General features: G+C 41.4%; 21 protein-coding genes, 2 rRNA genes and 1 riboswitch (1 of these 24 cut by a window edge). Of the genes, 4 read left to right on the plus strand and 19 right to left on the minus strand.

What is annotated here, in order from left to right:
* Positions 1-4 precede the first annotated feature (4 nt).
* A complete protein-coding gene (locus MHH44_RS19105; RefSeq protein ID WP_340799360.1) occupies positions 5-1738 on the minus strand; it encodes an adenine deaminase C-terminal domain-containing protein in 1734 nt (577 codons plus the stop codon).
* Between the two features lie 311 nt (positions 1739-2049).
* Between MHH44_RS19105 and MHH44_RS19110 the strand changes: the two genes are divergently transcribed.
* From MHH44_RS19110 to MHH44_RS19120, 3 genes are all read left to right on the plus strand, one after another.
* Positions 2050-2280 carry a YgaP-like transmembrane domain gene (locus tag MHH44_RS19110; protein ID WP_014822588.1) on the plus strand — a complete coding sequence of 77 codons (231 nt, stop codon included), beginning with the start codon at positions 2050-2052 and terminating at the stop codon, positions 2278-2280.
* Between the two features lie 515 nt (positions 2281-2795).
* Positions 2796-3038, plus strand: a complete 243-nt coding sequence (locus tag MHH44_RS19115; RefSeq protein ID WP_340799361.1) for a hypothetical protein — start codon at positions 2796-2798, stop codon at positions 3036-3038.
* Positions 3039-3052: 14 nt separating this feature from the next.
* Entirely contained in the window at positions 3053-3829 is a 777-nt protein-coding gene (locus MHH44_RS19120; protein WP_014822586.1) for a multidrug ABC transporter ATPase, read from the plus strand.
* 53 nt (positions 3830-3882) lie between these two features.
* On the opposite strand, the gene purD is transcribed toward MHH44_RS19120, so the two are convergent.
* From purD to MHH44_RS19200, 16 genes are all read right to left on the minus strand, one after another.
* Positions 3883-5133, minus strand: a complete 1251-nt coding sequence (purD, locus tag MHH44_RS19125; protein WP_340799362.1) for a phosphoribosylamine--glycine ligase — start codon at positions 5131-5133, stop codon at positions 3883-3885.
* A gap of 486 nt (positions 5134-5619) precedes the next feature.
* Entirely contained in the window at positions 5620-7155 is a 1536-nt protein-coding gene (purH, locus tag MHH44_RS19130) for a bifunctional phosphoribosylaminoimidazolecarboxamide formyltransferase/IMP cyclohydrolase (protein WP_340799363.1), read from the minus strand.
* Between the two features lie 63 nt (positions 7156-7218).
* Entirely contained in the window at positions 7219-7791 is a 573-nt protein-coding gene (gene purN, locus MHH44_RS19135; RefSeq protein ID WP_340735796.1) for a phosphoribosylglycinamide formyltransferase, read from the minus strand.
* Positions 7791-8846, minus strand: a complete 1056-nt coding sequence (purM, locus tag MHH44_RS19140; protein WP_340799364.1) for a phosphoribosylformylglycinamidine cyclo-ligase — start codon at positions 8844-8846, stop codon at positions 7791-7793. The genes purN and purM overlap by 1 nt, the downstream gene beginning before the upstream one ends.
* 24 nt (positions 8847-8870) lie before the next feature.
* Complete coding sequence (gene purF, locus MHH44_RS19145) at positions 8871-10289, minus strand: amidophosphoribosyltransferase (protein WP_008408735.1); 1419 nt, start codon at positions 10287-10289, stop codon at positions 8871-8873.
* Positions 10265-12496 carry a phosphoribosylformylglycinamidine synthase subunit PurL gene (purL, locus tag MHH44_RS19150; protein WP_340799365.1) on the minus strand — a complete coding sequence of 744 codons (2232 nt, stop codon included), beginning with the start codon at positions 12494-12496 and terminating at the stop codon, positions 10265-10267. The genes purF and purL overlap by 25 nt, the downstream gene beginning before the upstream one ends.
* Positions 12483-13166, minus strand: coding sequence for a phosphoribosylformylglycinamidine synthase subunit PurQ (gene purQ / locus MHH44_RS19155; protein WP_008408737.1), 684 nt, complete (start codon positions 13164-13166; stop codon positions 12483-12485). Before purQ ends, purL begins: the two co-directional genes overlap by 14 nt.
* 4 nt (positions 13167-13170) lie before the next feature.
* Positions 13171-13416: a phosphoribosylformylglycinamidine synthase subunit PurS gene (gene purS, locus MHH44_RS19160; protein ID WP_008408738.1), complete on the minus strand. Its 246-nt coding sequence runs from the start codon at positions 13414-13416 to the stop codon at positions 13171-13173.
* Between the two features lie 3 nt (positions 13417-13419).
* Positions 13420-14130 (minus strand): phosphoribosylaminoimidazolesuccinocarboxamide synthase, encoded by a 711-nt coding sequence (gene purC, locus MHH44_RS19165; protein WP_340799366.1) that lies wholly within the window; start codon positions 14128-14130, stop codon positions 13420-13422.
* Between the two features lie 28 nt (positions 14131-14158).
* Positions 14159-15460, minus strand: coding sequence for an adenylosuccinate lyase (purB, locus tag MHH44_RS19170; RefSeq protein WP_008408740.1), 1302 nt, complete (start codon positions 15458-15460; stop codon positions 14159-14161).
* Between the two features lie 13 nt (positions 15461-15473).
* Positions 15474-16598, minus strand: a complete 1125-nt coding sequence (purK, locus tag MHH44_RS19175) for a 5-(carboxyamino)imidazole ribonucleotide synthase (RefSeq protein ID WP_340799367.1) — start codon at positions 16596-16598, stop codon at positions 15474-15476.
* Positions 16595-17083 (minus strand): 5-(carboxyamino)imidazole ribonucleotide mutase, encoded by a 489-nt coding sequence (purE, locus tag MHH44_RS19180; RefSeq protein ID WP_014822577.1) that lies wholly within the window; start codon positions 17081-17083, stop codon positions 16595-16597. The genes purK and purE overlap by 4 nt, the downstream gene beginning before the upstream one ends.
* Before the next feature lie 169 nt (positions 17084-17252).
* Positions 17253-17352: riboswitch (purine riboswitch) on the minus strand.
* 98 nt (positions 17353-17450) lie between these two features.
* Positions 17451-17639: an NETI motif-containing protein gene (locus MHH44_RS19185; RefSeq protein ID WP_008408744.1), complete on the minus strand. Its 189-nt coding sequence runs from the start codon at positions 17637-17639 to the stop codon at positions 17451-17453.
* 152 nt (positions 17640-17791) lie between these two features.
* Entirely contained in the window at positions 17792-18829 is a 1038-nt protein-coding gene (locus MHH44_RS19190; RefSeq protein ID WP_340799368.1) for a LolA family protein, read from the minus strand.
* Between the two features lies 1 nt (position 18830).
* Positions 18831-20279, minus strand: a complete 1449-nt coding sequence (locus tag MHH44_RS19195) for a HAMP domain-containing sensor histidine kinase (protein WP_340799369.1) — start codon at positions 20277-20279, stop codon at positions 18831-18833.
* On the minus strand, positions 20276-20974 hold the full coding sequence (locus MHH44_RS19200) for a response regulator transcription factor (protein ID WP_340799370.1): 699 nt from the start codon (positions 20972-20974) through the stop codon (positions 20276-20278). The genes MHH44_RS19195 and MHH44_RS19200 overlap by 4 nt, the downstream gene beginning before the upstream one ends.
* Before the next feature lie 199 nt (positions 20975-21173).
* On the opposite strand from MHH44_RS19200, the gene MHH44_RS19205 reads away from it, so the two are divergent.
* Entirely contained in the window at positions 21174-21644 is a 471-nt protein-coding gene (locus MHH44_RS19205; RefSeq protein WP_340799371.1) for a GNAT family N-acetyltransferase, read from the plus strand.
* Positions 21645-21738: 94 nt separating this feature from the next.
* On the opposite strand, the gene rrf is transcribed toward MHH44_RS19205, so the two are convergent.
* Together rrf and MHH44_RS19215 are read right to left on the minus strand one after the other, a co-directional pair.
* A 5S ribosomal RNA gene (gene rrf, locus MHH44_RS19210) occupies positions 21739-21854 on the minus strand.
* Positions 21855-21940: 86 nt separating this feature from the next.
* A 23S ribosomal RNA gene (locus tag MHH44_RS19215) occupies positions 21941-24650 on the minus strand (it continues 219 nt past the right edge of the window).

The following is a 24650-nucleotide window of genomic DNA, read 5'->3' on the forward strand; positions in this document are numbered from 1 at the left end:
AGGTTTATCGCATTACAGCAGGTAGCATAACCTTATTTTTCATGACATCAAAAATCCCACGTGTCGTAATTCGAATATACGGTAAATGTGTCGATTGTAAAAACAGCAATGTGTAAATTGCATCTGTATGGTGATATCCACGTTTTTTCAAAGCACTCTTCAATGCTAGCTCAAGCGGAATTACTTCATCAACGGTTCCATCATAAATAGAGCCGGCCAAAGTTAAAGGAATACTTGTCACAATTTGATCATCCTCTACAAGTACAATCCCGCCATTCATTTTCTTCAATTCTTGAAAAGCGTGCTGCATATCCTGCACCGATTTTCCTATTAAAATAATATCTCCAGTATTGGAATACGATGAGGCAAAGCCTTTTACATGTGTCGCAAATCCTTTAATCATCGTATTAATACGCCATTTTCCATTGCGGTCGACAAGCATTAAATAGCTTTCATCATGGTCTGTAGATAATGTATGTTGATAATGACCGAAATTTTTTATACTATACGGCTTCGTAATAACATCATTCACCATTTCAACGCCAATCGGCATCGAAAATTGAAAATCTTCTTCGTGCAAATCAAAATCGATTTTCAGATCACCGAATAGGGATAAGTCAACTGCCGGAAATGCTTTCAAATCTGTATTGTCGCGTTTTAGCCATACGCCTTTTGAAATTACTGCTTCAGGTGTCGGCGAATGTTCGTCCGCCAAAATATTAATATTTGCATAACGACCTGTAGCAAGTAACCCATGCAAATTGGTCATATTATAATATCTCGCAACATTATAGCTTGCCATATTATAAGCATCAACTGGGCGCACACCTGCTTCAAGGGCTGCCCGAATACATTTATCCATCACACCATCTTCATGGAAACTCGGTGTGGAGCCATCTGTTGTCATCATTAAATGATCGAATATTTCATAGCCTTTATCGACAACCGCTTTTAATAAATGAGGCAAATCCGGGCGAATCGATGAATAGCGAAGTGTAACAGCATATCCATGCAGTATACGCGCTTCAATATCTTCAATTGTCATAGATTCATGGTCACCATCGACTCCTAGTAAACGCATTTTAGCCAACGTTTTTTCGGATGCTCCCGGTAAATGTCCTTCGATTTTTTTCCCCTTATGCTTAGCTGCCTGAATCCAGTAAAGCATCTGATCATCCCCGCGTATCAGACGAGGCCATCCTGTCAGTTCTCCGCCAAGCAATACGTCATGACGGTCAAGCCATTCCAAGACTGAGGCATTTGAGTAAAGTTCCCTCTCATTTTCAAGTTCAGTTTGGGAATCGAAACGACTCCACCAGTAAAATGAAAATGGCAATTTAGCAAGCTCATCCATAAAAGAAAACGCTTTCTTATTTTTCATCAATGAAACAAGTGTCATATTGTCTGAAATAAATGTAGTCGTGCCGGTCTGTGCACTAAACTCTGCGAAACTGTGGGGATTGTACAATTGGAAAGGATGTACGTGCGGCTCAATATAACCTGGTACTACTACTTTCCCTGCCAAATCAACAACCTCTGTCCCTTCTATATTTGCAGGCATTTCCTTACCAACATATACGATGCGATCATTGGATATCCAGATGTTACCTGTTGCCCAACTTTTCATCATACTATGTAAGTATTTAGCATTTTTTAAAACTATATTCGGAGCAGCATGCCCGTCAATGATACTAACTTGCTCTCTTATATTACTTAACTTCCAACTAATTTTCGGCATTTTCTGCACTCCTTTCAATTTTTACACCTAATATAAAGACGCTTATAACTTTTCCAAGATGCTAAACCAGCTCTAAAAAATATCCTGCTGCGATTCAAGTAGCTTCAGCAATTGTCTTTAACAGCTGCTGAAGCTAGATTAAATGCGTATCGATTTAAAAGAAAAACACATACTTAGTTCAATATATTTTGCTTTATGTAGGCAATTGCTACAATATTCCTTTTGGTGAATTAATCGTAACATAGCACTTTCATAAAGCAAAGTGTTTCCAAAATAATTTTTAAATTTTCTAAAAAAAGGAGGAAACATAATTGCTGACCCCAAATATTTCTGAAACAAACGCTTTTATCCGTATGATGTGCGGTGTTGCTATGACCGCATTCGGTGTCGGGAGAATTGCTCATAAACCTCAATGTACAGTTGGTCGTATGATGATTCTTGCCGGTTCAATGAAAGTGGCGGAAGGGTATTATCAATATTGTCCAGTAGTCGCAATGGCCAAATCAGAGCAGATGACCGAAATGATGCCCGTCAATGATTAAGAGGTGGATCTAGGGGCTTGTTCTATAATGCTCACATTACAAAGCGCTATATTTTAAATTTAAATATAGCGTTTTTACATATCGCAGTGTTACCAATAACTTAATCATCATACAGTGAAGAAAGGGTAAAATGCCCTTTCTTTATTTTGCTTACATAAGCAAATAAAAATCATTTGTAAGACGGCAGCATTTCCAGTGCCTAAAAGCTCCAATCCTTTTGAAATACAATTAATTGCGCTGGAAAATCAAACCCAAAATTATATCCACGAATAAAAGAATTCAACGAATAACTTCCACTTTTAATATATTCCATCAATTAGATCAAGAGAGTTTATGTCTAGGCTCTTACCATATTTCCAAGATCAGTTACCTGAATGTTGTTATTTAGCGGATGTATGTAAATGTACAGCTTTAAATGTTAGTTATTTGGAACAGGAGGAAACATTATAAACGAATTTGAAGATAAACGAGAAGAATCGGAAGTACTAACATTTGATAAAATCCTAAAGCATTTTATGAAAGAGAATTTTTCACCGGTAAAAGATGAAGTACAGGAAAATACTAACAGCTTTAAATTTCCGGAAAAAAGTTCACTCAATTTATTAATGGCTTACTTATTATCAAACAATAAATATGAAACATCATATCCTGCCAATGAAGAAGAAGAGAGAAAAGCTGCAGAAAAAATAAATCAGCTCGTACATGAAAAGGAAAAAGATTTCCAAGAGATTATATGCTTACTGAAAAATATGACTTGATAGGAGGGATCCATTTGGAGATTGATAGCGTGAAAAGTAAAGACCCACTTCAATTACAGCAAACCATCAACTTTTTGAAATCTGAAATCGCCAAATATCAAAACGAAATATCCACCCTACAAAGCGTGGACCATTATTCAATGGTAAATAGTCTTGAGCAGGAACTGAATCAGTTAATTAATGAGAAAAAAGAACTTTCTGTGGAATTAATGATGCTAAGGAAAAGCTTTGAAAAAGAGCTGAGTGAACTGCACGAAAATATTCAGTTACGTGAAGAGCAAAGAATAAAACTCATTTCTTCCATAGAATCACTAGTGGAAAAAAAAGAAAACTTACAGAAAGAAAACAAACAGTTAAAAGAAACAATCGAGAAAACAGCTAAAATTGAATCTCCTGCTGCCCGTTCAGAAAATTATATACAGGCCGTCGAAGAGCTGGATCATTTGCTTCGTTCGTTCCTGAGCAGTAACAATGAACAATTAATTTCTCTGCACGAAACGATCAATCAACAGCACAATCTGTTAAAGGAAATTAAAGATAAAAACGATGAAATTCATTCTACCTTAGAAGAAATGGTCCAAGTAAAAGAGCCTGAACATAAATATTCCCCAACGACAGATGTACAATCCATTACCCGGATTAACCTGGAAAACCAGCTCAAAAATCTTTTTATCCAAGCAACCAGTTTCGAGACGGAGCTTGAAGAAAAATTACGTATTCTCGATGAGTTTGATGACAAGTTACTTTTACTTGCCATTGAAATTGAGAAACATAAAAAGAGCGATATATGATAGACAGCTATATTGAGTAAAAAGGCGACACGTCTGTACGTATCGCCTTTCCTTTATTTAAATGTTCTCCAGCCAATATCTTTACGGAAAAAGAAATTCGTCCATTCTTTTTTTGCAAGTTCAGCATATACTTTTTCCTGCGCTTCTTTTAATGTAGTTGCTTCTGCCGCTACTAATAATACACGGCCACCTTTACCTACGAACCGATCACCCGCAAGCTTTGTCCCCGCATGGAATACCGGCAGTTCAACATCCGAAAGCTCCGGCAGAGCATTTCCTTTTTCCACATCGCCTGGGTAGCCTTCCGCCGCAACAACAACACCTAGCATAGCTGCTTCTTTCCACTGTAAATCGAATGGCTGCTCGTTCATTACGCTCATCATAAATTCACCGAAGTCTGAAGCCATACGTGGTAATACGACTTGTGTTTCCGGGTCACCAAATCGTGCATTGAACTCAATTACTTTCGGGCCTTTTGCCGTTAAAATTAAGCCTGCATACAGGATACCGGTGAATGATACACCTTCTGCTTCCATTGCATTTACAGTCGGCTCTACGATTGTGTCATATGCAACTTTTACAATGTCTTCAGAAATTTGCGGTACTGGTGAATAAGCACCCATTCCCCCTGTATTTGGTCCTTTATCGCCGTCATAAGCACGTTTATGATCTTGTGCTATGACCATTGGATAAATTTGTCCTTTATGTACAAAACTCATAAAGCTGAATTCTTCGCCATCCAGGAACTCTTCCACAACAACACGGGAAGACGAATCACCGAAACGTTGGTTACCGATCATATCTTCCACTGCTTCGATCGCTTCCTGTTCTGTCATCGCTACAATGACACCTTTTCCGGCAGCTAATCCGTCCGCTTTAATTACAATTGGAGCACCTTGCTCTTTAATATAAGCAACCGCTTTATCCGCTTCTGTAAATGTTTCATGCGCTGCCGTCGGAATATTATATTTGTTCATAATCTCTTTTGCATAAGACTTCGAACCTTCAATTTTTGCCGCCGCTTTTGTTGGGCCGAAAATAACCAAGCCTTGCTCGTTGAAGTAGTCAACGATTCCTTCTGCTAATGGCTGCTCCGGACCTACAAATGTTAAAGCCACATCATTTTCTTTTGCAAATTGTGCAAGTGATGCGAAATCCAGTGCATCGATTGCCACTACTTGTGCATCCTGCTTCATCCCATCATTTCCTGGTGCTACGAAAACGTTTTGTACAGATGGTGCATTGTTGAATTGCTTTGCGATCGCATGTTCACGACCACCACTACCGATTACAAGAATATTCATTATGAGCTCTCCTTTTTTATCGTTAATTTCCGTTGCGGGCGAATGCCTTCCGCTGGGGGAGTCCTCGCCCTTCACTACAAAAAACTAAAGTCATTCCCTACACATGATTTAACCTTATAATTCTCTATTAATTTTATTTTTCTAATAAAAAAAACGCCCGCCAAATTTTAGGCGAGCGCTTTTCATTAATGGTCGTTTACACTGCGCTACCCGACCAAAAGTAGTGCTGTGTATCTTACAATCAATGATTATTTTATTATTAACAGGGCATCTCCCGGCCAAAGTCGATGCAGTTGTTAATAAAATTTGGTTACGACGGGGACCCGGCCAAGAATCGCCCAATCGTCTTATTTACCCCTCTCCCGGCCAGAAAGAAGAATAAATAAAGCATTTGCAAACGCTTCTGCTAACGTCCGGCCAGAACATTAGCGAAACTTTATTCTATTATAACGTAAATTTAATAATTTCTCTACTGCTAACTTTTAATTAGTGTTTAAAGTGACGAACCCCTGTAAACACCATGGCAATACCATATTTGTTTGCTGCATCTATTGATTCCTGGTCTTTAATCGAGCCACCTGGTTGAATGATTGCTTTAATACCGGCTTTTGCCGCTGCTTCTACTGTGTCGCCCATTGGGAAGAATGCATCAGAAGCTAATGCCGCGCCCTGTGCTTTTTCTCCCGCTTGTTCAAAGGCAATTTTCGCAGCACCTACACGGTTCATTTGACCCGCACCTACACCTAATGTCATTTGCTTATCTGTTACAACGATGGCATTCGATTTTACATGCTTCACAACTGCCCAGCCTAGTTTTAATGCTTCCCACTCTTCTTCAGTCGGTTCACGGTCTGTCACAACTTGAATAGTTGCATCTTTAAAGCCGAAACGGTCCGGCTCTTGTACAAGTAAACCACCTTCAACTGCTACAACATTGAACTGATCCTGCTTTTCCTGTGTGAAATCGATTGTTAACAGACGAATGTTTTTCTTCTGCGTTAAAATCTCTAATGCTTCTGAAGTAAAGCTTGGCGCAATGATGATTTCCAGGAAAATACCCGATAACTTTTCGGCAGTTGCCTTGTCCACTTCTTTGTTTAATGCGATGATACCGCCAAAGATAGATGTTGAATCTGCTTCATATGCTTTATTGAATGCTTCTTCAATTGTTTCGCCAGTACCGACACCACATGGGTTCATGTGCTTTACGGCAACCGCTGCAGGCATTTCAAATTCTTTTACGATTTGCAATGCTGCATTTGCATCCTGAATATTGTTGTACGATAACTCTTTACCGTGTAATTGTGTTGCGTAGGCAATCGAGAAATCCGAACCTAAACGTTTTGCATAGAAAGCCGCTTTTTGATGAGGGTTTTCACCATAGCGTAATGTTTGCTTCAACTCATATGTTAGCGTCATGTTTTCAGGGTACTCTTCGCCAATTGCATTTGATAAATGATTGGAAATATACGAATCATAAGCAGCCGTATGACGGAATACTTTTGCTGCTAAACGACGACGTGTTGCTAATGTTGTTTTTCCATCTGCCTTCAACTCTTCCAATACGGCAGAATAGTCATTTGCATCAACAATTACCGTTACATAATCATGGTTTTTTGCAGCCGAACGTAACATTGTGGGACCACCAATATCGATGTTTTCAATTGCATCATCCCAAGATACATCCGGCTTGGAAATCGTTTCGACGAACGGATATAAGTTGACACATACAATTTCGATTGGGCGGATGCCATGTTCATTCATCTGTGCAACATGGCTTGGCTCATCAAACTTACCTAATAGACCGCCATGAATCATTGGATTTAATGTTTTTACACGGCCATCCAAAATTTCCGGGAAGTTTGTTACTTCATCCACTGCTGTTACCGGAACATTGTTTTGTTGTAGTAAACTTTTTGTTCCCCCAGTAGAAAGTACTTCATAGCCAAGAGCTACTAATTCTTTTGCAAATTCTAAAATACCATTTTTATCTGAAACACTAATAAGTGCACGTTTCGTCACGATTAGGTCCTCCAATTCATTTTTTCGGTGAGCAATGCCCTCACTGGAGCGGCTCATGCGAATTTACTTTTTTACGTTAAATAATTGCTGTAATGTTCTCGTGTATAGCGCATGTTCTAATTTATGTATACGCTCTTCTGTCGCTTCACGGTCTCCATCGATAACGTCAACTGCCCCTTGCGAGATAATCTTTCCCGTATCCATTCCCGCATCTACATAATGCACTGTCACACCGGTAACTTTTACGCCATGAGCCATTGCCTGACCAATAGCATCTTTTCCGGGAAATGACGGCAGCAACGACGGATGAATATTGATAATCCGATGCTCATAAGCCGATAAAAGCGTTTCCCCAACAAGGCGCATATAACCTGCCAATATGATCCATTCAATCTCTCGTTCTTTTAACAGTTTAACTAGTTTCGCTTCGTAGGCGGCCTTATCGGCAAAAGTTTTCGGTGCAAGCTCCACAACAGGAATACCATAATTTTGTGCACGTGTCACAACATAGGCACCCGGCTTATCCGTAATTACAAGCTCAATTGTTGCGTTAAGCTCACCGCGGCTAATCGCTTCTTGAATTGCCTGAAAGTTACTACCGCTTCCGGAAGCGAATACGGCAATTTTCGTACTCATTACACTAAGCTCCCGTCATGTTCGCCATTAAAGATGACACCTTCACCGTTGACAACGCGACCAATTGTATAAGCTTTTTCACCTTCCGCTTCTACTGCAGCGACCACTTTTTCCGCTTCACTCGCAGGTATCGCAATAACAAAACCGATTCCCATGTTGAATACGTTATATAAATCCTTGTCCGCTAATGCACCTTTTTCTTTTAAAAACTCAAAGATGCGCAGCACTGGCCAAGATCCTAAATCAATTTCAGTTGCCAAACCTTGTGGCATCATACGTGGCAAGTTTTCATAGAAGCCGCCACCTGTTACGTGTGCACAACCATGTACGTCTGCTGCTTTAAGGGCTGCTAAAACAGGCTTTGCATAAAGTTTTGTAGGAACTAGAAGCGCTTCTCCGATTGAACCAAGGTCTTCATAGCCTTCTACTACTGCATTAACTGCAATTTCATTGTCTGCGAATACAATTTTTCGAACTAATGAATAGCCATTTGAATGGACTCCGCTTGAAGCAAGGCCGATTAGAACATCGCCTTCCACTATTTTCTCGCCTGTAATAATATCCGCTTTTTCACAAGCACCTACAGCAAAGCCAGCTAAGTCGTACTCGTCTTCTTCGTAAAGACCCGGCATTTCTGCTGTTTCTCCACCGATTAATGCTGCTCCTGACTGCACACAGCCGTCTGCAACACCTTTAACGATTTGTTCTATTTTTGCCGGCTCAGCCTTTCCTACTGCTACATAGTCAAGGAAGTAAAGCGGTTCAGCACCTTGTGCTACGATATCATTTACACACATCGCAACACAGTCCACGCCGATTGTATCGTGTTTATCAACCATAAATGCAAGCTTTAGTTTCGTCCCAACACCGTCCGTACCTGAAATAAGAACTGGTTCCTTTAAGTTCAGTGCAGACAAATCAAACATGCCTCCAAAGCCGCCAAACGTTCCCATCACACCTAAACGGTTCGTACGCTCGACATGTGATTTCATCCGTTTTACTGCTTCATAACCTGCCTCAATATTTACGCCTGCCTGTTCATATGCTTTTGACATAATGTACTTGCTCCTCCTTAATTTCTAACAGTCTTTTTCATGTGGTAAAACTGTGTCCGGGAATATTTCTGTCGGGTATTTTCCTGTAAAGCATGCGACGCAAAGTCCGCCATTTTCATCTTCAAACGGGCGGTTCGTTGCACGGACCATACCTTCCAAAGATAAAAATGTTAATGTGTCCGCTTCAATTGCAACTCGTATATCTTCCACACTGTGGCTTGATGCTATCAGCTCTTCATGTGTCGATGTATCGATTCCGTAATAACAAGGATCCGTCATTGGAGGGGAAGAAATCACAACATGTACTTCTGCCGCCCCTGCTTCTTTCAGCATGCGTACAATGCGTCTCGATGTTGTACCGCGTACAATTGAATCATCTACCATTACGACACGTTTTCCTTTAACAACTTGAACTACCGGTGATAGTTTCATTTTAACACCACGTTCGCGAAGTTCCTGTGTCGGCTGGATAAAAGTACGACCAACATAGCGGTTTTTAATTAAGCCAAGCTCGTATGGAATTCCGCTCGCTTCAGAAAATCCTATTGCTGCAGAAATGGACGAATCTGGAACTCCTGTAACGACATCCGCTTCAATATGGGCACATTCTTTTGCGAGTTCTTTCCCCATGCGTTTACGTGCCATATGGATATTTACTTCATCAATATTTGAATCAGGACGTGCAAGATACACATATTCCATCGCACACATTGTTCGCTTGTCCTTTTCAACATAGCTGTCGACTTCAAGACCATTATTTGAAATAATCAATAACTCGCCCGGTTCCACTTCACGTACGTATTCCGCCCCGATTAAATCAAATGCACAAGTTTCAGAAGCAACAACATAAGAATCACCCAATTTTCCAAGTGAAAGGGGACGTAAGCCGTTTCGGTCGCGCGCTACAATCATTTGATCATTCGTCAATAGAATAATAGAGAATGCGCCTTTTAATAGCGACAATGCTTCTTTCACTTTTGAACGAAATGGAGAGTGTTTTGATTTTTTAATTAAATGTACAACAACCTCTGTATCGGAAGTCGAGTTGAAAATGCTGCCAGAGCGCTCTAAAAACTGTTTTAAATGTGTGGCATTCACTAAGTTTCCATTATGGGCAATTGCCAGTGAGCCAGTTGAAGAACGGAATAACAATGGCTGGACATTTTCCAGTCCTTTGCCGCCTGCTGTTGCGTATCGTACATGCGCAATTGCCGCGTGTCCTACTACTTTACGTAATTTATTTTCATTGAACACGTCATTTACAAGACCTTCACCACGTACAGCCTGAAGCTGATTACCGTCAGTTGTGACGATACCAGCTCCTTCCTGTCCACGATGCTGTAATGCGTGTAAACCGTAATAACTTAAGTGCGCCGCATCCTGGTTACCCCAAATGCCAAATACACCACATTCCTCATTTAAGCCTCTGATTTCAGCAAGCATGGAATTGCTCCTTTCCAGGCAGAACGGAATTCCTCCACAGTACCTTCAACAAGTACACCAGCTTCACCGCTAATTTTTATGTTCGCGTCGTCTGTTACTGTACCAATTTTTTGTGCATCTTTTACGATTGTTTCAAAGCCTTCTGCATGTTCAGCTTTCACAGTTAATACAAAGCGTGATTGTGATTCAGCGAATAAAGCCGTTATTGCAGAACCAGTTAATGCTACGTCTAAGCCTAAACCTTTTGCTGCGAAAGTTTTCTCTGCTAATGCAACCGCAACCCCACCTTCAGAAACATCATGCGCTGATTGAACAAGTCCTGCTTGAATCGCTTCTAAAATAGATTGTTGACGTGCCGCTTCTACTGTCAAGTCGATTGAAGGTGCTTTGCCAGAAATGCCGCCTTCCACTAACTTTTGTAATTCAGATCCACCGAATTCTGTTTTCGTGTCGCCGACTATATATACAACGTCTCCGGCAGCTTTTACTTCCTGAGTTGTAACATGTGCTAAATCTTTTACTAATCCAACCATACCGATTGTTGGTGTTGGATAAACTGCTTCACCTGAACGCTCATTGTACATTGACACGTTACCGCCAATTACCGGTGCATCTAATGCTAAACAAGCTTCCGCAATACCGGCAGCCGATTTTTGAATTTGCCAGAAGATTTCAGGTTTTTCCGGATTACCGAAGTTTAGGCAGTCTGTAATCGCAAGTGGTTGTCCGCCTGAACATACGATGTTACGCGCTGCTTCAGCAACAGCAATTTTCCCGCCCGTTGTAGGGTCTAGGTAGATATAGCGAGCATTACAGTCTGTCGTCATCGCCAACCCTTTATTTGTACCGCGTACACGTAATACTGCAGCATCCGAACCTGGTGCTACAACCGTATTTGTACGTACTTGATAGTCATATTGATCGTAAACCCACTCTTTTGAAGCGATTGTCGGCGCTTTTAAAAGTGCTGTTAACGTTTCTTTATAATCTGTTACGTTTGGTTCTGTATTTTCCATTGCCTGATATTCTGCGAAGTAAGCTGGTTCAGCATCCGGCATATTGTAAACCGGTGCGTCTTCAGCAAGCGCGTCTGCAGGCACTTCTGCTACCACTTCACCTTTGTGCAGTAAACGAAGCATTTTGTCTTCTGTAACTCTTCCTACTGCTACCGCATCAAGATCATATTTATCGAAAATCGCTTTAATTTCATCTTCACGACCTGCTTTTACAACGATCAGCATGCGCTCTTGAGACTCTGATAACATCATTTCATACGCTGACATATTTGTTTCACGTTGAGGAACTAAGTCCAAGTTCATTTCTACACCAGTACCGGCTTTAGAGGCCATTTCTGCTGAAGACGAAGTAAGACCTGCTGCACCCATATCTTGAATACCAACTAATGCATCTGATTTTACAACTTCCAGACAAGCTTCAAGAAGTAATTTTTCCATGAACGGATCCCCAACTTGTACTGCCGAACGACTTTCTTCAGTATCTTCTGTCAATTCTTCAGAAGAGAATGTTGCACCGTGAATACCGTCACGACCTGTTTTCGCACCAACGTACATTACAGTATTTCCTACTCCTGCAGCAATACCTTTTTGGATATCCTTATGATCGATTAATCCGACACACATTGCATTTACAAGCGGATTTCCTTCGTAGCACGGATCAAAACCAATTTCACCGCCTACTGTCGGAATACCGATACAGTTTCCGTAACCTGCAATACCAGCAACAACTTCTTCAAATAAATATTTACCGCGTGCTGATTTCAACTCACCAAAACGTAAGGAATTCAGCATCGCAATTGGACGTGCACCCATTGAGAAAACGTCACGGATAATTCCGCCTACACCTGTTGCAGCACCTTGGTATGGTTCAATCGCAGATGGATGGTTATGTGATTCCATTTTGAAAACGACCGCTTGCTCATCACCGATGTCAACAATACCGGCACCTTCACCAGGACCTTGCAGTACTTGAGGACCTTTTGTCGGGAATTTACGAAGTACCGGCTTCGATTTTTTATAAGAGCAGTGCTCAGACCACATTACCGAGAAAAGACCTGTTTCTGTCCAGTTTGGAATACGACCTAATTTTTCAATTGCTAAGTCAAATTCCGCATCTGACATCCCCATGTCTGCATAGAGACGTTTTTCCTTAATTTGCTCTGGTGTTGGTTCGAAATTAGTTGTTAACATGCTGTTCCCTCCACTGCTTCACAATTGATTTAAATAGTTTAAGACCATCTGCGCCACCAACGATTTCATTTGCAGCACGCTCTGGATGTGGCATCATGCCGAGTACATTGCCTTCTTTATTGATAATTCCTGCGATATCCGCTAAAGAACCGTTCGGATTTTCACCCTCATATGTAAAGACAATCTGGTTATTGGCTTGTAAAGAGGCTAATGTTTCGTCATCACAGTAGTAGTTTCCTTCACCGTGCGCGATCGGAATATTGATTACTTCTCCCTCTTCATATCCGTTTGTAAATAAAGTGTTGTTGTTCTCAACTTTTAGCTGTACTGTACGACACATGAATTTAAGATTTTTATTGCGGATTAGAGCACCAGGTAACAGCCCTGCTTCCGTTAAAATCTGGAATCCGTTACAAACACCTAGCACTGGTTTGCCTTGTGCAGCAAATTCTTTTAGAGCCGACATAATGTTTGATTGGTTTGCCATTGCGCCACAACGTAAATAATCTCCATATGAGAAACCGCCAGGCACTAATGCCCCGTCAAATCCGTCTAGACTTGTAGCTGTATGCCAAACATATTCTACTTTTTCACCTAGCTCGTCCTTAATCGCATGAAACATGTCGATATCACAGTTAGACCCCGGGAAAACGAGTACTGCAAATTTCATCGTATTATGCCTCCTCAACTTCATAACGGTACTTTTCGATTACCGTATTTGTTAATACTTTTTCGCACATTTCTTTTACGATTGTATCTATATCGCGGTCAGTGTCTTGAATTGTAACTTCTAAATATTTACCGATACGTACGTCAGATACTTCGCCATAACCGATTTTTTGCAATGAGCCTTGAACTGCAGAACCTTGTGGATCCAGGATGCTTTCTTTTAATGTTACATATATTTTAACTTTCTTCATGAGTTAGTTGCCTCCAAGTTTTTGTAATATAATTTCATATACTTCCGTTAGATTGCCTAAATCACGGCGGAATACGTCTTTATCAAGCTTTTGTTTTGTATTAGAGTCCCACAAACGACAAGTATCAGGAGAAATTTCATCGGCAAGTAAAATATTGCCGTCTTTATCACGACCAAATTCCAGTTTGAAGTCGACTAATGTTACACCAACCGCAGTAAAAATCGGACGCAGCACTTTATTCACATGCAGTGCCGCATTATACAGCTGTTCTACTTCGATCGGTGTTGCGATATTCAGCACGTCAATATGCTCCGTTGTAATGATTGGATCACCTAATGCATCATCTTTATAGTAAAATTCGACGATTGGACGCTTAAGCGGTGTGCCCTCATCCAAGCCTAGACGTTTTGCCAGGCTGCCTGCAGCAATATTGCGTGTAACAACTTCGATTGGAATAATTTCGACTTTACGTACAAGCTGTTCGTTCGCTGAAAGCCTTTTTACGAAATGTGACTCAATTCCGTTTGCTTGTAACTTTTCGAAAAGTAACGTCGTAATTTGGTTGTTTAAATTTCCCTTTCCAGCAATCTCGGCTTTTTTCTCACCATTAAATGCTGTCGCACTATCTTTGTATTCAACAAAAAGTATTTCAGTATCTTCTGTTGTATATAATCGTTTTGCTTTCCCTTCATATAAAAGCTGGCCTTTATTCATGACGTATTCCTCCTGATTAATTGATTAGTTAGTTAAGACCTAAACGTTCGAAAATCAAATCAACATTCTGAATATGGTAGTTATAGTCAAAGCAGTCTGCAATTTCTTCCGGTGATAGATGCGTTGTGATTTCTTCACTCGCTTCTACAAGCGGACGGAATTGTGTTTGCTCATCCCAAGCTCGCGCTGTTAATGGCTGAACCGTATCGTACGCTTCCTCACGTGATAATCCTTTGTCGATTAACGCAAGTAAAATACGCTGAGAGTAGATCAGACCAAATGTACGCTCCATATTGCGTTTCATATTGTCAGGGAATACAGTTAAGTTTTTCAAAATATTACCGAAACGATTTAACATATAATTTAATGTAATTGTGGCATCCGGAATAATGACACGTTCAGCTGAAGAATGTGAAATATCACGTTCATGCCATAAAGCTACATTCTCATAAGCTGTCAGCATGTAACCGCGCATCAATCGTGCCATACCTGTCATATTTTCAGAGCCGATTGGGTTTCGCTTATGCGGCATAGCAGAAGAACCTTTTTGCCCTTTCGCAAACCCTTCTTCCACTTCACGTGTTTCAGATTTTTGCAGTCCGCGGATTTCTGTCGCAAATTTTTCAATTGATGTAGCGATTAATGCCAATGTAGAAAAGTATTGTGCATGACGGTCACGCTGTAATGTTTGTGTAGAAATTGGTGCAGCTGCTAATCCAAGATGTTCACATACATAGCTTTCCACACGTGGATTAATATTGGCATATGTTCCTACAGCACCGCTCATTTTACCTGTTTCAATTACTTTTGCGGCTTCTTCAAAACGTACTAAGTTACGGCGCATTTCTTCAAGCCATAATGCCAGCTTTAAACCAAATGTTGTCGGTTCTGCATGCACACCGTGTGTACGCCCCATCATTACTGTAAATTTATGCTCTTTTGCTTTTTCTGTCAGAATGGCGATGAATTGGTGTAAATCTTTGCGTAAAATTTCATTCGCCTGTTTGATTAAGTATGATAGTGCTGTATCTACAACGTCCGTTGAAGTTAAACCGTAGTGCACCCATTTTTTTTCTTCGCCAAGTGCTGGTGTTTCCGAAACAGCTCGTGTAAATGCTACTACATCATGACGTGTTTCCTGTTCAATTTCATAGATGCGATCGATATCAAATGATGCGTTAGCACGTAATTTTGCTACATCTTCTTTAGGAATTTCACCGATTTCAGCCCATGCTTCACAAGCTAAAATCTCTACTTCAAGCCATGCTTTAAATTTGTTCTCTTCAGTCCAAATAGCACCCATTTCTGGACGTGTATAGCGTTCTATCATAAATCTTCTCCTTTTACTCCGGCCAAATACCAGAGTCTGTTATTTGTTGTAATGCTGTATTTATATCATCTGTCATGATTGTAACATGACCCATTTTCCGGTTTACCTTTGCTTCTGATTTCCCGTACAAATGTACTGACCAGTCAGGAAATTTTGAAATTGAATTTGTTAGTGGAACGACATGCTGACCAAGTACATTCACCATAATTGATGGTGCCCACAGTTTTGGTTTACGTAGCGGCCATCCGCATACTGCACGAATATGCTGTGTAAACTGGGAAATATTGCATGCCTCAATCGAATAATGGCCTGAGTTATGCGGACGTGGCGCACATTCATTTATTACGATGCTGCCATCTTCAAGGACGAACATTTCCACTGCCAATGTTCCGATCAGTTTAAGTGAATCGGCAATTTTAAGTGCAGCTTCTTCAGCTAATTGTGCTGTCGACTGTTCGATACGGGCCGGGACAATCGTTTCATGTAAAATGTGGTTTATATGAATGTTTTCTCCGACAGGTAAGCAGTATGTTTCACCATCACCATTGCGCTGAACGATGACAGAAATCTCTTTCGTAAATGGAACAAAACCCTCTGCAATACATTGTAAATGTGTAAATAAATCTTTTGCCAGTGGTAAGTCCTCAACTGATTTCAATAACTGCTGGCCTTTCCCGTCATAACCGCCCCGTGCTGTTTTAACGATACATGGGAAGCCGATTTCTCCAATGTTTTCTAGCAGCTCTTCATATGTAGATGCGACAATATACGGTGCAACCGGACAGCCTGCCTCAACAATCATTTGCTTTTCTGTGACACGATTTTGTGTAATGCGCACAAGCTCTGCGCCTTGAGGAACATAGGCCATTTGTGTTAAACGTTTCAAACCATCGTAATCGATATTCTCAAACTCATATGTTATGACATCACTAACTTCCGCCAGCTCTTCCAATGCTGCTTCATCATCGTAAGCTGCGACAATTCGTATGTCTGCCACTTGTCCACAAGGCGAATCCATTGTTGGCTCCAGTACTGCGATTTTATAGCCAGCTTCTTTTGCGGCAACTGCCATCATACGACCAAGCTGACCACCGCCGATGATGCCGATTGTTTGTCCAGGGTAAATCATTTTCGTCACGTTAAGTCACCTGTGCTTTCCAAAACTTGCGCTTTTGTCGCTTCACGTCGTGCCTCAAGCTTTGCAGCAAGTTCCTGATCAAACGCTCCTAAAATTTGCGCTGCAAGCAGGCCTGCATTTGTTGCTCCTGCCTTGCCAATTGCTACAGTTGCGACAGGTACACCACCTGGCATTTGGACAATCGATAATAGTGAATCGAGTCCGTTTAGCGCACGTGACTGTACAGGTACCCCAATTACAGGTAACGTCGTTTTTGCTGCTACCATACCTGGTAAATGAGCTGCTCCACCAGCCCCTGCAATAATTACTTGAATACCGCGTCCACGTGCAGCTTCCGCATATTCAAACATTAAATCTGGTGTGCGATGTGCTGAAACGACTTGCTTTTCATAAGGCACTTGCAGCTCGTCCAAAATGTCACAAGCATGCTTCATCGTTTCCCAATCACTTGAACTTCCCATAATAACGCCAATTTTCGGATTCATGAGTTTCGCTCCTTTAAACATCTTCGCCATTTGTGTAATAAATGTAAAAAAATCCTCAAATAAATTGCTCTCTACGCTCTACGCATGAGAAAGCAATCTACTTGAGGACTGAGCATTAAAAGTATATGTAGATAATTGCATTGAGATCCACATCCTTTATTTCATCATACCTGAAGTTGCTTTCCCACATAGTCCGGTATTTACGGTGCCGGGTAGAGACACTAGAGCCATATTCTCTAGCATATATGAGGGATTAAATGTTTTTCCTGTACACATTTTAACAAGGGTTACGCATAAAATCAATGCAAAAATGCGAACAATATTTTTAAAGCAAAAGATATTGTTCGGTTTTTAATCGAGTAGTACGTTATTCTTCTATTAATACACCTTTAAATTGTATTTTTTGTCGCAAATAGATAGGCTCGCCATTTACTTCTTCGAACACCGGCTCTTCTCTACGCCCAAACGGCATATAGCCATCTTTCTTCATTCTTTCAAGGCATTGCTCGATTGTTTCATTTTCTTCTACTTCATACCATACTTGCTTTTTAGCCAAAAAGGTCATCCTTCCACATGTAAAATATCGCTCTAACTATACCACGATACTTTTAGTACTTTCTAATAGAATGGTTTTATTTTGTGAACGATTTGTCACAAGTAAAATTAAAAAGGAGCAATCACAAATTTCCTGTAATTGCTCCGAATTGTTTATTTTATAATCTCCATTTTCTCTGTTAACTGCAGTATTTCCTCGAATGTTAAGTCCGGATTTTCTAAAATCACATTATATCGTAAACCTTCTTCATCCCATTGGATTGTTTTGAAAGTACCCAACTCGATTTTAGAACCCTTTTGTCCGCGCACTTCAATCAGTTCTTCTTCCTCTCCAATTGACTGCATTGGCTTAAAGATTGAAAGCGAGAATTGCTTATCACCGTTTTTGGAATATGTTAAGGCAATCTCTCCCGTATCAGTAACCCCCATGTCTTCAATTCCTTCCAATGTGTAACCAAGGGATTCAGGGAATATAAAAAATGGTCCAATCTTCTCGACAGCCTGCTCTACTGTCAATTGTTCCAATGGCTTGAAAGATTCGACCTTAACAACGGCATCTTCGGGTATGTCTACACTAAATTTAGCATCGTCAATTTTACTGTTTGGCTCAAATTTAGTAAATTCAGAAGTTATTTTCATATCGCCACTTGCCGAAATCGTTTTTAATGTCATCCATGTTTTTTTATCTACCCAAATTTCCATATCCCCAATAAGCGTATTTTGCTTTTTGGCCTTTGCAATTAAATGGTACGTTTCATGCCCAGCAATCTTTTCTTCTTCACCAATTGTAATATCGTGGGAATTTTTTATTTGTTCCAACGTATTCAATGCCTGCTCTTTTAGCGTTGGACGAACTAAACTTTCTACTTCTGGCCCTAGCTCAAAAATCATTGCTTCATTCGTTGTTTTCGAATAGGAAGTTAATGTTTTGCCATCATTAACCGCAATCGATTCTTCTCCTGTGGAATCAACCATTTCTACACGTGTCTTTCCTTTTTTCTCCCATTGCTTCGAAAGAATCTCGGTCCCGTCGTCCATTGTTGTCTTATATTCTCCATAATAAGAATCAAGTTCAGATGTTTCTTGCATCGCCTGATTCAATATTTCTTGGGGTGAGTAATTTTCCTCATTGCTGCATGCCGCTAAAGACAGCGTTAAAATTAATGTTGCTGAATATATCATTTTTTTCATTTTATCCATTCCCCTCTTCTTCAATTGGTGGTAGCCAGATGACAATTGCTAATTGTTCTTGCTGTGTTTCAGCTTTAATTGTCCCATTATGCTTAGCGATAATTTGCTTTGCAATACTCAAACCGAGACCAGCCCCTCGCTCACCTATATGGCTTCGAGAAACATCAAACTGATACAGCGGCTCAAACATTTGCTCACACTGCTGTTCCGATATGGTCACCCCGCTATTTTGGACGACGATATATACGCCCTTTTCCGTAAAGTTATCTGCAACCCTTTTTGTACTCCATGCAGGAATATTCATCGTTTCAAATGCGGATATATAAATCGCTCCTCCCGGATTTGTGTACGTCCAGGCATTCGCGACAACATTATCGACAACGCGCATCAATTGCTTCGGATTTACAAGATAACTCCCTTCCACATTGGCTGTCGTCTTTGCTTCAAACCCCTTTTCTTTGCTGATTTGTTCATAGTCGCCCAAAAGCATATCGAAAAACTCTTCGCCTTCAACTTTTACAAGTTCCAGTTCATATGTCGGTGACTGCAATAATGTTAACATCATTAAATCATCAAGCAACTGCTTCATATAATCTGATTTGGACTGAATGATTTGCAAATACTCCTGATGATCTTTTTCAGTATGGTTCCCATGCCGTAAACTTTCTGCATATGCTTGAATTGATGTTAGAGGCGTTTTCAAGTCATGTGACAGACTGGCAATCATAAATTCCTTTTGCTGCTGCTCTAATGCAAGCTTTTTTCGAGTTGCTGTAATTTCCTGCTGCATTAATTGAAAGCTCTCGGTTAGATCTCCGATTTCATCCTTTTTTACCGGTAGCGGACTAGTTGCTTCATCCTTGGCGAAAGCGCGCATTTGTTTCATTAGTCTTTTTACCGGCTTATTGAGGCGCCTATTCAGCATATAGACAACCGCCCCATATAACAACAGCATTACTACAATTAAACTCGTTACGACAATAAGTGATTTTGTGTTTACTTGTTCCAGCCATTCTGAACGAACGAGCGTAATCTTGTATATACCCTTAATTTTCCCATCTTCATAAACAGGTTCTTTATAAACGAATGTTTCATAGTTTTGTTTAAATTCAAACAGACTTTTATAAACAGCACTTTTTGATTCAAAACCGTTTAAAGAGTTGATTAAATTCGAGGAATAATAAATCTTGCCATTCGGACTGTACAGCGTAATCATCAACTGATCGGATGTCAGTTTCTCGATTTCCTTATAATTAGCATTAATCGTGTAAAGCGACGGATTATCCAAATAATCTTTTATATCTGATACAACTGTCCACTTCTCAAAATACTCATCAAGACTTTTATCCTGGTAGTAATCGTTAATGGATACATATAGCCCATACAGTGCAAGTAACGGTAATATCATGACAAGCAAATACGTAAGGAGAAGCCATGATTTAATTTTCATACTTGTTCACCTATAAAGCGGTAGCCCTTTCCCCATACAGTTTGTATATAGTTAGGTGATTTTACAGGATCCTGCAGCTTCTCACGCAATGCTTTAATATGCACCGTTACCGTATGTGTTTGATCCAGCTCAACTAGGTGCCAAACATGTGTATACAACGCTTCCTTTGTAAATAGCTCGAAAGGATTTTGTGCCAATACTTTCAGTAACGCAAACTCTTTTTGCGTCAAGCTAACTTCAACCTCTTCGATATAAACACATTCTTTTACCCAATCAATTTTTAATCCATGTACATATGAAACCATATCTTCTGCTGTGAAAACTCTATTATATCTCTGCCATCGTCGTATTTGAGAACGAACACGCGCTTTTAACTCTTCTAAAGAAAACGGCTTTGCCAAATAATCATCGGCATCTTGTAACCCTGTGACTTTATCCGATTCATTACTTTTTGCACTGATCATAATAATTGGAACATCACTTTGCAGTCGAATATGTTCAATCATTGATAGCCCATCCATTTCAGGCATCATCCAATCAACAAGTATTAAATCATAGCTACCGGCAGAAAAATCTTCTAATCCTTCAATCCCAGTCGTTGCCCATGTCACTGCATAGCCTTCCTTTATTAAGGTGTCTTTAATAATGCGCGCAATTTCACGGTCATCTTCCACTAAAAGAATTTGTTGTTCCATCATGTACGCCTCCTACCATCACTATAACAAGTAATTTTATCGATAATTGTGACTTTATAAATCCTTTATATTTTATCTTACTTTGTTATGTCTGTTTAAAGATAGCCAAAGTTACCTTTCACAGTAAAGATGGTCGTTTTAAAATGGAAATTTTATGTTACTATCAATTGTGTAAATAAATAAAAGAGGTGTCACAATAATGGAATTCTTTATCGAAAAGATGAACAGTAAGATGGCCACTACCATTCTCGGATGGAAATATGAACAGCCTTACGATTTTTATAATAATGAACAAAGTGATGAGGCTTTGGAAGAATTAATGGATGGATTGTACTATGCCATTGCTGATAAAAATAAAGAGGTAATTGGATTTTTCTGTATCGGAGAGAGTGCTCAAGTACCTAGAGGAACCCATTTCGGTGTTTATAAAGCAGATTTAATAGATATGGGAGTCGGAATGCACCCAAATCTTGTTGGAAAAGGCAATGGGTTCGAGTTTTGTACAGCCATTATGAAATTTATTGAGGAGAAGTATCCAAGTAAATCACTAAGATTAACCGTAGCGATGTTTAATCAGAGAGCCATTCATTTATATAAAAAGCTTGGTTTTGTCAAAGAAGATGAATTTAGTAATGACGTTACAGAATTTATGACAATGGTGAGAATATAAAAAATGAAACTATTTATAACAATGGTGAGAATATAAAAAATGAAACTATTTATAACAACAAAAAAACCACTGATTCCTCAGTGGTTTTGCGTGTGCGAAGCGACGTCCTACTCTCACAGGGGGAAGCCCCCAACTACCATCGGCGCTAAAGAGCTTAACTTCCGTGTTCGGTATGGGAACGGGTGTGACCTCTTTGCCATCATCACTTCACTATAATGGCTTTTAATAAGCCTATGTAAAAGAATTTTCATTCTTTCAAAACTGGATAAACGTTTCATTGAATTGAGCAATAAAATGTGGTTAAGTCCTCGACCGATTAGTATTCGTCAGCTGCATGCGTCACCGCACTTCCACCTCGAACCTATCTACCTGATCGTCTTTCAGGGGTCTTACTTACTTGCGTAATGGGAAATCTCATCTTGAGGGGGGCTTCATGCTTAGATGCTTTCAGCACTTATCCCGTCCATACATAGCTACCCAGCGATGCCTTTGGCAAGACAACTGGTACACCAGCGGTATGTCCATCCCGGTCCTCTCGTACTAAGGACAGCTCCTCTCAAATTTCCTACGCCCACGACGGATAGGGACCGAACTGTCTCACGACGTTCTGAACCCAGCTCGCGTACCGCTTTAATGGGCGAACAGCCCAACCCTTGGGACCGACTACAGCCCCAGGATGCGATGAGCCGACATCGAGGTGCCAAACCTCCCCGTCGATGTGGACTCTTGGGGGAGATAAGCCTGTTATCCCCGGGGTAGCTTTTATCCGTTGAGCGATGGCCCTTCCATGCGGAACCACCGGATCACTAAGCCCGTCTTTCGACCCTGCTCGACTTGTAGGTCTCGCAGTCAAGCTCCCTTATGCCTTTACACTCTACGAATGATTTCCAACCATTCTGAGGGAACCTTTGGGCGCCTCCGTTACTCTTTAGGAGGCGACCGCCCCAGTCAAACTGTCCGCCTGACACTGTCTCCTACCCCGCTAAGGGGCATGGGTTAGAAGTTCAATACAACCAGGGTAGTATCCCACCGACGCCTCCTTCGAAGCTGGCGCTCCGAGATCTCTGGCTCCTACCTATCCTGTACAAGTTGTACCAAAATTCAATATCAGGCTACAGTAAAGCTCCACGGGGTCTTTCCGTCCTGTCGCGGGTAACCTGCATCTTCACAGGTACTATAATTTCACCGAGTCTCTCGTTGAGACAGTGCCCAGATCGTTACGCCTTTCGTGCGGGTCGGAACTTACCCGACAAGGAATTTCGCTACCTTAGGACCGTTATAGTTACGGCCGCCGTTTACTGGGGCTTCAATTCACAGCTTCGCTTGCGCTAACCGCTCCTCTTAACCTTCCAGCACCGGGCAGGCGTCAGCCCCTATACGTCACCTTACGGTTTTGCAGAGACCTGTGTTTTTGCTAAACAGTCGCCTGGGCCTATTCACTGCGGCTTCTCTAGGCTATGCACCCAAAGAAGCACCCCTTCTCCCGAAGTTACGGGGTCATTTTGCCGAGTTCCTTAACGAGAGTTCTCTCGCACACCTTAGGATTCTCTCCTCGACTACCTGTGTCGGTTTGCGGTACGGGCACCTCTCACCTCGATAGAGGCTTTTCTTGGCAGTGTGAAATCAGGAACTTCGCTCATACGAGCTCGTCATCACAGCTCAACGTTATAGTATGCGGATTTGCCTACATACACGCCTTACTGCTTGAACACGCGCAACCAACGGCGTGCTTACCCTATCCTACTGCGTCCCCCCATTTCTCAAACGGTGAGGAGGTGGTACAGGAATATCAACCTGTTGTCCATCGCCTACGCCTATCGGCCTCGGCTTAGGTCCCGACTAACCCTGAGCGGACGAGCCTTCCTCAGGAAACCTTAGTCATACGGTGCATGGGATTCTCACCCATGTTTCGCTACTCATACCGGCATTCTCACTTCTAACCGCTCCACCAGTCCTTCCGGTCTGACTTCAACGCTGTTAGAACGCTCTCCTACCACGCATACTCAAAGTATGCATCCACAGCTTCGGTGAATCGTTTAGCCCCGATACATTTTCGGCGCAGCGTCACTCGACCAGTGAGCTATTACGCACTCTTTAAATGATGGCTGCTTCTAAGCCAACATCCTGGTTGTCTAAGCAACGCCACATCCTTTTCCACTTAACGATTACTTGGGGACCTTAGCTGGTGGTCTGGGCTGTTTCCCTCTTGACTACGGATCTTATCACTCGCAGTCTGACTCCCGTGTATAAATATCCGGCATTCGGAGTTTGTCTGAATTCGGTAAAGCGAGATGCCCCCCTAGTCCAAACAGTGCTCTACCTCCGGTATTCTCAATCACGAGGCTAGCCCTAAAGCTATTTCGGAGAGAACCAGCTATCTCCAGGTTCGATTGGAATTTCTCCGCTACCCACACCTCATCCCCGCACTTTTCAACGTGCGTGGGTTCGGGCCTCCAGTGAGTGTTACCTCACCTTCACCCTGGACATGGGTAGATCACCTGGTTTCGGGTCTACGACCACGTACTAATTCGCCCTATTCAGACTCGCTTTCGCTGCGGCTCCGTCTTCTCAACTTAACCTCGCACGTAATCGTAACTCGCCGGTTCATTCTACAAAAGGCACGCTATCACCCATTAACGGGCTCTAACTACTTGTAGGCACACGGTTTCAGGGTCTATTTCACTCCCCTTCCGGGGTGCTTTTCACCTTTCCCTCACGGTACTGGTTCACTATCGGTCACTAGGTAGTATTTAGCCTTGGGAGATGGTCCTCCCGGATTCCGACGGAATTTCACGTGTTCCGCCGTACTCAGGATCCACTCTGGAGGGAATGAACTTTTGACTACAGGGCTTTTACCTTGTTTCGCGGACCTTTCCAAGTCGCTTCGTCTAATTCATTCTTTTGTAACTCCGTATAGAGTGTCCTACAACCCCAAAGAGCAAGCTCTTTGGTTTGGGCTCTTCCCGTTTCGCTCGCCGCTACTCAGGGAATCGAATTTTCTTTCTG

Origin of the sequence: Solibacillus sp. FSL K6-1126 (genome assembly GCF_038003445.1) — a bacterium.
Classification (GTDB): domain Bacteria; phylum Bacillota; class Bacilli; order Bacillales_A; family Planococcaceae; genus Solibacillus; species Solibacillus silvestris.

Excerpts from the sequence above, each read along its gene's own strand:
- MHH44_RS19205 (WP_340799371.1), top strand. The coding sequence starts at position 21,174 with ATGGAATTCTTTATCGAAAAGATGAACAGTAAGATGGCCACTACCATT.
- purF (WP_008408735.1), bottom strand. The coding sequence starts at position 10,289 with ATGCTTGCTGAAATCAGAGGCTTAAATGAGGAATGTGGTGTATTTGGC.
- purC (WP_340799366.1), bottom strand. The coding sequence starts at position 14,130 with ATGAATAAAGGCCAGCTTTTATATGAAGGGAAAGCAAAACGATTATAT.
- MHH44_RS19195 (WP_340799369.1), bottom strand. The coding sequence starts at position 20,279 with ATGAAAATTAAATCATGGCTTCTCCTTACGTATTTGCTTGTCATGATA.
- purQ (WP_008408737.1), bottom strand. The coding sequence starts at position 13,166 with ATGAAATTTGCAGTACTCGTTTTCCCGGGGTCTAACTGTGATATCGAC.
- MHH44_RS19115 (WP_340799361.1), top strand. The coding sequence starts at position 2,796 with ATGAAAGAGAATTTTTCACCGGTAAAAGATGAAGTACAGGAAAATACT.
- purS (WP_008408738.1), bottom strand. The coding sequence starts at position 13,416 with ATGAAGAAAGTTAAAATATATGTAACATTAAAAGAAAGCATCCTGGAT.
- purE (WP_014822577.1), bottom strand. The coding sequence starts at position 17,083 with ATGAATCCGAAAATTGGCGTTATTATGGGAAGTTCAAGTGATTGGGAA.
- purB (WP_008408740.1), bottom strand. The coding sequence starts at position 15,460 with ATGATAGAACGCTATACACGTCCAGAAATGGGTGCTATTTGGACTGAA.
- MHH44_RS19105 (WP_340799360.1), bottom strand. The coding sequence starts at position 1,738 with ATGCCGAAAATTAGTTGGAAGTTAAGTAATATAAGAGAGCAAGTTAGT.
- purD (WP_340799362.1), bottom strand. The coding sequence starts at position 5,133 with ATGAATATTCTTGTAATCGGTAGTGGTGGTCGTGAACATGCGATCGCA.
- MHH44_RS19200 (WP_340799370.1), bottom strand. The coding sequence starts at position 20,974 with ATGGAACAACAAATTCTTTTAGTGGAAGATGACCGTGAAATTGCGCGC.
- purL (WP_340799365.1), bottom strand. The coding sequence starts at position 12,496 with ATGTTAACAACTAATTTCGAACCAACACCAGAGCAAATTAAGGAAAAA.
- MHH44_RS19190 (WP_340799368.1), bottom strand. The coding sequence starts at position 18,829 with ATGAAAAAAATGATATATTCAGCAACATTAATTTTAACGCTGTCTTTA.
- purN (WP_340735796.1), bottom strand. The coding sequence starts at position 7,791 with ATGAGTACGAAAATTGCCGTATTCGCTTCCGGAAGCGGTAGTAACTTT.
- purM (WP_340799364.1), bottom strand. The coding sequence starts at position 8,846 with ATGTCAAAAGCATATGAACAGGCAGGCGTAAATATTGAGGCAGGTTAT.